This window comes from Roseisalinus antarcticus (assembly GCF_900172355.1).
GTDB lineage: Bacteria > Pseudomonadota > Alphaproteobacteria > Rhodobacterales > Rhodobacteraceae > Oceanicola > Oceanicola antarcticus_A.
Genome location: NZ_FWFZ01000024.1, coordinates 47,415 through 54,340, shown reverse-complemented (window position 1 = coordinate 54,340; position 6,926 = coordinate 47,415). Strand labels below are relative to the sequence as shown.

The 6,926-nt window shown below is 57.0% G+C and carries 7 protein-coding genes, 1 tRNA gene and 1 pseudogene; 5 read left to right on the top strand and 4 right to left on the bottom strand.

Features of this window, described 5'->3' with window-relative positions:
• Positions 1-114: 114 nt before the first annotated feature.
• The gene (locus ROA7023_RS17555) at positions 115-807 is read right to left on the bottom strand and encodes a hypothetical protein (protein WP_143535621.1); all 693 of its coding nucleotides are present in this window, start codon (positions 805-807) and stop codon (positions 115-117) included.
• Positions 807-1,865 carry a hypothetical protein gene (locus ROA7023_RS23975; RefSeq protein WP_143535620.1) on the bottom strand — a complete coding sequence of 353 codons (1,059 nt, stop codon included), beginning with the start codon at positions 1,863-1,865 and terminating at the stop codon, positions 807-809. The genes ROA7023_RS17555 and ROA7023_RS23975 overlap by 1 nt, the downstream gene beginning before the upstream one ends.
• A gap of 363 nt (positions 1,866-2,228) precedes the next feature.
• Here ROA7023_RS23975 and ROA7023_RS23970 point away from each other — a divergent pair, with 363 nt between their 5' ends.
• From ROA7023_RS23970 to ROA7023_RS24535, 5 genes and pseudogenes are all read left to right on the top strand, one after another.
• Entirely contained in the window at positions 2,229-2,450 is a 222-nt protein-coding gene (locus ROA7023_RS23970; protein ID WP_143535619.1) for a hypothetical protein, read from the top strand.
• Positions 2,447-2,947, top strand: a complete 501-nt coding sequence (locus tag ROA7023_RS17545; RefSeq protein ID WP_085880333.1) for a DUF2924 domain-containing protein — start codon at positions 2,447-2,449, stop codon at positions 2,945-2,947. Before ROA7023_RS23970 ends, ROA7023_RS17545 begins: the two co-directional genes overlap by 4 nt.
• On the top strand, positions 2,944-4,125 hold the full coding sequence (locus tag ROA7023_RS17540) for a recombinase family protein (protein ID WP_234992291.1): 1,182 nt from the start codon (positions 2,944-2,946) through the stop codon (positions 4,123-4,125). Before ROA7023_RS17545 ends, ROA7023_RS17540 begins: the two co-directional genes overlap by 4 nt.
• Positions 4,126-4,380: 255 nt before the next feature.
• Positions 4,381-4,614, top strand: a pseudogene (locus ROA7023_RS17535) (ATP-binding protein); the annotation flags it as partial.
• A 212-nt stretch (positions 4,615-4,826) separates the two neighbouring features.
• Positions 4,827-5,204, top strand: coding sequence for a hypothetical protein (locus ROA7023_RS24535; RefSeq protein ID WP_159458571.1), 378 nt, complete (start codon positions 4,827-4,829; stop codon positions 5,202-5,204).
• A gap of 751 nt (positions 5,205-5,955) precedes the next feature.
• On the opposite strand, the gene ROA7023_RS17530 is transcribed toward ROA7023_RS24535, so the two are convergent.
• Both ROA7023_RS17530 and ROA7023_RS17525 read right to left on the bottom strand, forming a co-directional pair.
• Positions 5,956-6,045: transfer RNA gene (locus ROA7023_RS17530), tRNA-Ser, on the bottom strand.
• Between the two features lie 245 nt (positions 6,046-6,290).
• Entirely contained in the window at positions 6,291-6,902 is a 612-nt protein-coding gene (locus ROA7023_RS17525; protein WP_159458570.1) for a M35 family metalloendopeptidase, read from the bottom strand.
• Positions 6,903-6,926: the final 24 nt, after the last annotated feature.

Below are 6,926 nucleotides of genomic sequence, written 5' to 3'. Positions count from 1 at the left end.
AACCCTGCATGTGGGCCTGTTTAGTGTAACGACGAGATTAGACAGGGACGTCTACGAGATTTTGCGGCGGCATTGTGAAAATCGAGGCCGTAAAATGGGTTGGCAGGGGTTAGGTCACCGATTCAGGAGTCTCTCTCGTGCCAGCATCCGCATTTCCTCCTCCGCAGTGTCTTGCTCCAAATCCCCGGTCACAGGCGACCAGCCGAGTGCGTCGTCCAGTTGGGGCCAGAGTGCTGCCAGATGCGCAGCCACCTTTTTGGGCTCCACCTCGACGAGACGAAGTAGAGCCGTAGGCGCAACGCGTGATGGCATCTTACGCTGTTCGGCAAGATCAAAAATGCAATCTCGGGTTTCAACCGATGGCGTAGCCGCTGCCATACATGCATCAAACGCAGCCCTGTATAGCACCTCTCTTTGGCGTTCGCTTTCGATTTCAAGAGCAATTAAGCGAACGATCTTCGGCAAGACCTCAGCAAGACGCGACGCTCGCACGCGCCCTGCCAAATTGATCAAGTTCACCGCAATGGCGTCCCTGGTTGAGGAATCAATATGCACAGTGTCCTCTAGAGCCCGGATACATCCTTCTCGGAACGCCAACTGCTCTGCAGCCTCCAGACAGTCGTGCACATCTTCGAGGTCGAGCGCCATCGAACCGTTCCTCCCAATAAAAGGCGCCGCGACTCCAAAGGCATGGCGCCCTTTGCCCTCTTCGACAAAACCGCGGAACCCAGAAATCAGAAATCGCTTGAAGTCTTCCGGATCGGAAGTTTGCAGCTCGACTAAGTCATCTCTCTTGGGACTACGCATTATTCCATTCTCGGTAGATTATCAGTCCATTCATCAAACACAGGTCGAAATCCTGGAAATGACCCATCAATAACGTGCTTAAGCCTGTTCAAAAATGCCAAATGATCGTCATTGGTCGAATTTCCAATCGGAGAGTTGATCTCTCCAATAAAATCAAACTCAATATGGGCATCAGTGAAATCAACTTCATTTAGTCGCGGAGAAATTCGCTCTTTCATCCCTGGCAAAAGTTCGCCTCGATCTCGGAGGCAGCCCAAGTCGACTGTACTTCCCCAAGCGTCGGCCCGTGAAGATACACTGTGACCGCTGTGTGCGGCGAAACGACAATAACCTCCCGCATCTGCGAAGTTTGGTCTATAGTGGCCTGTTTCAATTAATATATGGTTCTTTACGTGCAGAACGAACCGAAGATTTCGAGCGCGGGCTCTCTCAGTGCCGGAACCATCATGCTCTGGGTAGAACAGCCCAAGCTTGTCCCGTAAGACATTTGCAGCGCCCTCTGGAGCAGCGCTTGCCAGCAACTCTTCGACGAGAGTACGTTGTGTCCACCAGTGCACTGGCTTTACTGGCCAATATGCAAAAGGCTCTGGAACAAATCTGCGCATTCGGCGAATGGTGGGATCAAGTGAAGAGAGTTGTTCCCACACAGCGTCACCGGTCGGCGGCGGATCGTTGGACCAGAAAGAAAAGCGGTTGCGAACTGCATCTGGCATTACTCCGATCAATGTACGCCAATCAACGACCTGACTGAGGTATTCATCGTCGGTATCATTCAGGCAATCTGCCCCAACCGAAGTATGGAAAAGAAAATCCGAGCCGTTGCGTACATAAATATCCGGAGGATATCCAGCGAGCGCTCCAATCTCTCCATGACACGCATCGGCCAGTGCAGCAAGATAGGCCGCTGCGGTCGGCGTGTCCGAAGAACTTGGCGGAAATACAACGCCGGCAAAGGTATTTTCGACATGCTCCTGATCATGTAGACCAGTCGCCGATCCAATCGCGGCGTTCAGAAGCGAAATTAAAATAGTCAGATAATCGTCATTAATTGGGTCCAACTCTTCAATGATCCTTTAGCTAAGAATGAACATCATTCCACTAAGCGATACTTGAAATGATGCGTCAACCAGAGGAACGCTGCTCGATTTGCACATGTGCTCTCTGGGCATCTTGTCCCTCGCCTCCATCTGGCCTTCTTGATTGACGCCTGAACTCTTTGAATTCTGCGCGCGCCGCAACGACATGGATCATAGAGAGTTTTTTCATCAATGGAAGTCTTGATATCCTTGGTCGCTTCGCAATCTCAAACTCTATCTGAAGCGCAGTATCGCGCAGGACCACGACAACCCATTGTTTTAACTTGAAATTACTTCCGCATCGCGGCCACCACAGGACAAAACAGCTCCTGAGGTTCGCCCACCATGCCCGACACCAGCGTCATTTTCGCTCCTCCGCCCGAAACGCTCACCACCGATGAGCGCTTGGCGGAACTCGCCCGGATCCTCGCTGCAGCTGTGGATCGCGCCAACCCACCAGAATTGAACGAAAATTCTGCGAACGACGGAGACAGTTCGCTGGACATCCTCGCCCTTGTTCGCCGTCGTCGTCACCAGTTGCGAACCCGAGTTGGAGAGGACGAATGATGCAAACGACAACAAAATCAGTAGGAAAGAGAACAGGCGTCGGCGCTGCGCAGGGCCACGCTGTTCTGGCGGACCTGGTCGCGCTGAAGGCGATGACCGTGCCTCAGCTGCGCGAGAAATGGACGGCGATCTTTGACGCGCCCGCGCCGAACACCAGCCGCCAGAACCTCGAACTGCGGCTGGGGTACCGGATCCAGGAACTGGCCCTCGGCGGCATTGGCCGCGACACCCGGCGGACGCTGGATGCGCTGGCGGCGGAGGTGGCTTCTGGCGAGCCCGGTCAGATCATGTCCGACCCACGACGCCCGATTCCGGGCACCAAGCTGGTCCGTGAATGGAACGGTGTCGAGCACACGGTCACGGTGCTGACGAAGGGCTTTGAATGGCAGGGCCGCCGGTACAAATCCCTCTCCGGCGCGGCGCGGGCCATCACCGGTGCGAACTGGAACGGTTGGAAGTTCTTCGGCTTCACCCCACGCCCGAGGATCAGCAATTGACGCGCCAAACACAGCCGCAACCACCCCGCCGCCTGCGCTGCGCCATCTACACCCGCAAATCGAGCGAGGAAGGGCTCGACATGGAGTTCAACAGTCTCGATGCCCAACGAGAGGCCTGCGAGGCCTATATCGCCAGCCAGAAGGCCGAGGGCTGGGTTTGCCTGCGCGACAAATACGATGACGGCGGCTTCTCCGGCGGCACGCTGGAACGCCCCGCGCTGAAGGACCTGATCGCCGACATCGAGGACGGGCTGATCGACATCGTCGTCGTCTACAAGATCGATCGCCTCAGCCGCGCGCTGATGGATTTCTCCAAGCTGGTCGAGATCTTCGACAAGCACGGCGTCACCTTCGTCTCCGTCACGCAGTCCTTCAACACCACTACGTCCATGGGGCGGCTGACGCTGAACATCCTGCTCAGCTTTGCCCAGTTCGAGCGAGAAGTCATCGGCGAGCGGATCCGCGACAAGGTCGCTGCATCGCGCAAGAAGGGCATCTGGATGGGCGGGCCGGTGCCGCTGGGCTACACTGTGAAGGACCGCAAGCTGATCGTTGACCCGGCCGAGGCCGAGACAGTGCGGACGATCTTCACGCTCTACGCCCGGTCCAGTTCCACGGCGGAGGTGATCCGTGAGTTGGACGCGCGATCGATCCTGACCAAGACCGGCAGGCCTTACGATAAGACCTCGCTACTCAAGACCCTGCACAACAAGGTCTATCGCGGCCTCGCCGTTCACAAGGGCACGGCCTATCCCGGCGAGCACGACGCGATCATCGACGAGGCGCTTTGGGACGACGTTCATCATGTAATAGCGAACAACCGCGTCAAACGGGTTGCCATTGCCAAGGAACCCTCACCGGCGCTGCTGCGCGGGCTGATCTTCACTGAGACCGGCGTGGCGATGACGCCCCATCACACCAAGAAGGGCACGCGGCGCTATCGCTACTATGTCTCGATGGACGCGATTAAGAAACGGCCCAAAGCCGAGATCCGCGGGCCGCAACGGCTGCCCGGCGGGGTCGTGGAAGATGCCGTGGTCGGGGAAATCCGCCGCCTGCTGCGCACCCCCGAGGTTGCCGCGCGGGTGTTGCGGAAGCTGTGCAGCACCAAGCCATCTTTTTTCATGCCAAGCCGCTTTAAAAACGTGCTGAACGAGCGGCCTAGATTGCGGCCATAGCCCTCTTTGGCGTTGTAGGAAAAGGACACGAAAAGCCTCTCTTGTCGAGATAGGGAATGCACCCATTCAAGGAAGCCAAGCCGGATCAACTCGGAATGGATGGGCACTTGGCGCTTAGCGGCAGGTGACTTGAGGCTCTTACCTTTGCCATCATCGTTGATGTCGATAAACCAGATGTCGCCTTCTTGTCGGATGTCCGTCAGGAATAGCTGAGCAATCTCGCGTCGTCTTGCCCCGGTATAAAGGGTCAGTAGCTACGAATACCGCAGCATCGCCATCGCAGCCAATCAACCCTTTAGCGGCTGGGATCAGATCTTCCCCGACAAAGCCATGACCGTCGCGGCTATCGACCGGCTCGTTCATCACGCGACCATCCTCGAGATGAACGCCGAAAGCTTCCGTCAGCGTACCGCCGCCTCCAACAAAAGGGCGCAGGCCGATGCCCCAGCGACAACCATTATAGACAAACAAAACGAAGGAGAAACCTAACCAGAAACATTGAACGACACGCCAACCTCAGCGGCCTGAAAACCGGCCAAGGTGGTTGTCGCGCGCGGACAAGGTGGTTGACGTTCTACACCGAATCATGGAACACCATTCCCAAGAGGCTTGATTCATGCGCAACGCAACGGCAACATGCACGAGAAGGCATCCCAATCAGAGGGTTGTCGAATTGTGCTTCTTATACAAGGAATACCCAATTGATCAGATACGCTTTTCTTGCTGCAGCGACAGTGTTTTTGGGCGCACCCGCGTTCGCTGACTGTCCGAGCGCGCCGCCCTTTTCTCCGTCATTGGCATCGGGCGATGCTACGGTCGACGCGGCCTGGTTGAGCCAGACGCTGGTCGGAATGCGATTGGTTTTCGATGATGGAACTGAAGTCTATAGAGAGGATGGCAGTTACAGCTACGTAGCAGGGAATCAGCAATGGGACGCTTCCAGCTACAGGTTTTACGAAAATGGCTTTCGTTGCATAGGATACGGCCAACCGCGTTTCGATTACTACGTGGTCAATGATGGAAATCTTATTTTAGTAAACTCCCAAGGAAGCAGGTTCGCAGGGCAACTTACAAATTGATCTCTTTTCATGAATGGTGATGTAATTTTCGGCGGGCCAATTGCATCATCACAAGGGGTGCGTTTATGCAACACGCGTACTCAAGCTGCAAGCACGTGTTCCTGTGCGACTGGACCTCGCAAATCGTGCAACTCGTACCATTTTTTATACCGAGCATGAAACACGCATACACGCCCCGAACCAAATTCAATTAATGAAACGAAACGCGATCCGGGTTCCGGAATTGGGCTGCTGGCCCTTGATTGACGTCAAGTATCGCCGCCGAAAATATGATGAGAACTGGTGTAGAGAAAATCGACCTTCGCCGAGTAGCTGAGTATTGCAACGTATCGCCACTCTGAACCTAGCGCCCATTCGTGGGCATTGCTCTCTAAAAGCGGCCATCGGTGCGCGTGCAGCGAAAGCTCACTTTGTCCGCAGTTTGCCAGTTCATGCACGGCGCAGCGAACGACCGCTGTCCGCCAAAAACGGCCGCCCTAAGACCCGTCCCGCGGTTTGCATCGTATTCCGATACCGCTTGAGACTTCGAAAATGGCGCTTGCCCGAAAACGCCAAGGCCCTGAAAATACTATACTTTTTGAATGCGCCCTACTGAAGACCTAGGGCGCTCGGTTAGAGACAAAGCGGGTTCAGAGACCAATTTTGGTCAATTTGGCAGTCTCCGAAGGGCGGTCGCAACTGCTAAACCCCTTTGAAACAAAAAGAAAAAAGGGCCCCATAAGGACCCATCATCGGTTTCGGCAAGTGTAAGTGGCGGAGAGGAAGGGATTCGAACCCTCGAGACGGTTCCCCGCCTACACACTTTCCAGGCGTGCGCCTTCGACCACTCGGCCACCTCTCCGAGGAGCGGTCTAGCGGGAATCGCCGGGGATGTGCAAGGGCTTCGGCGCAATATCAGGCGCCCTCCGCCGGAGCGGCCGCCAGCGCAGGAGAAACCGCTCGTCGGGGCTCATGCCGGCGGGGGCCTGAGGCCTCTGGCGGGGCGAAAGGGGCCCGGTCCGCAGGCGCGGCGCGGCGGACGAGCGGTCTGGCGGCAGTGGCGCGCACCAGGTGCCGGGCCCGGCTGAAAGAGGCGCGGGCCGGCGGTCACTCAAAGGCGGGCAGGTAGGCCATGTCCTCGGCAAAATACTGATAACTGTCGGCATTCCGGGTCAGCACACGGCGGGATTGCAGCGCCATCTGCGAGCAGGTCGTGCGGGTGTAGCAGATGTCATCGGTGGAGGCGACGATGTCGAAATGGCTCATCTCGTGGATGATCGTGCCGGCGCGGGTGCCGTTCTCCATCTCGCGCGAGGTGGCCGAATAGGCGTGGATCGGCGGCATCCGGAAGAACGACGGGCACAGGTTGATCGCGTAATGTTCATGCCGCCAGACATTGGCATACATCGACTCGTCGCAATCCTCCTCGCCGATATTGGCGCAGACCACCTTGACCTCGACGTCGCGCAGCGCGGTGTGGATGGATTTGAAGGCGGCGCGCACGTCGGCCGCGTTTTGCTTGCTGTAGGGCCCGAACCAGCGCCGGTATTCCGGGGTGTCCCCGATCGAGACCGCAGCGCGCAGGGCGAGCTTTTCAGCCGCGGTCAGCGCCTCGAGCACGGACTCGATCTCTGCCTTCTCGCAGCGCTCGAACTCGTGGGCCGCGGCGGCGTGGGCCATCAACGACACCGCCAGAACGGCGAAGATACGAACGAACATGGCGGGCCTCCTGCGTAGCGTGTG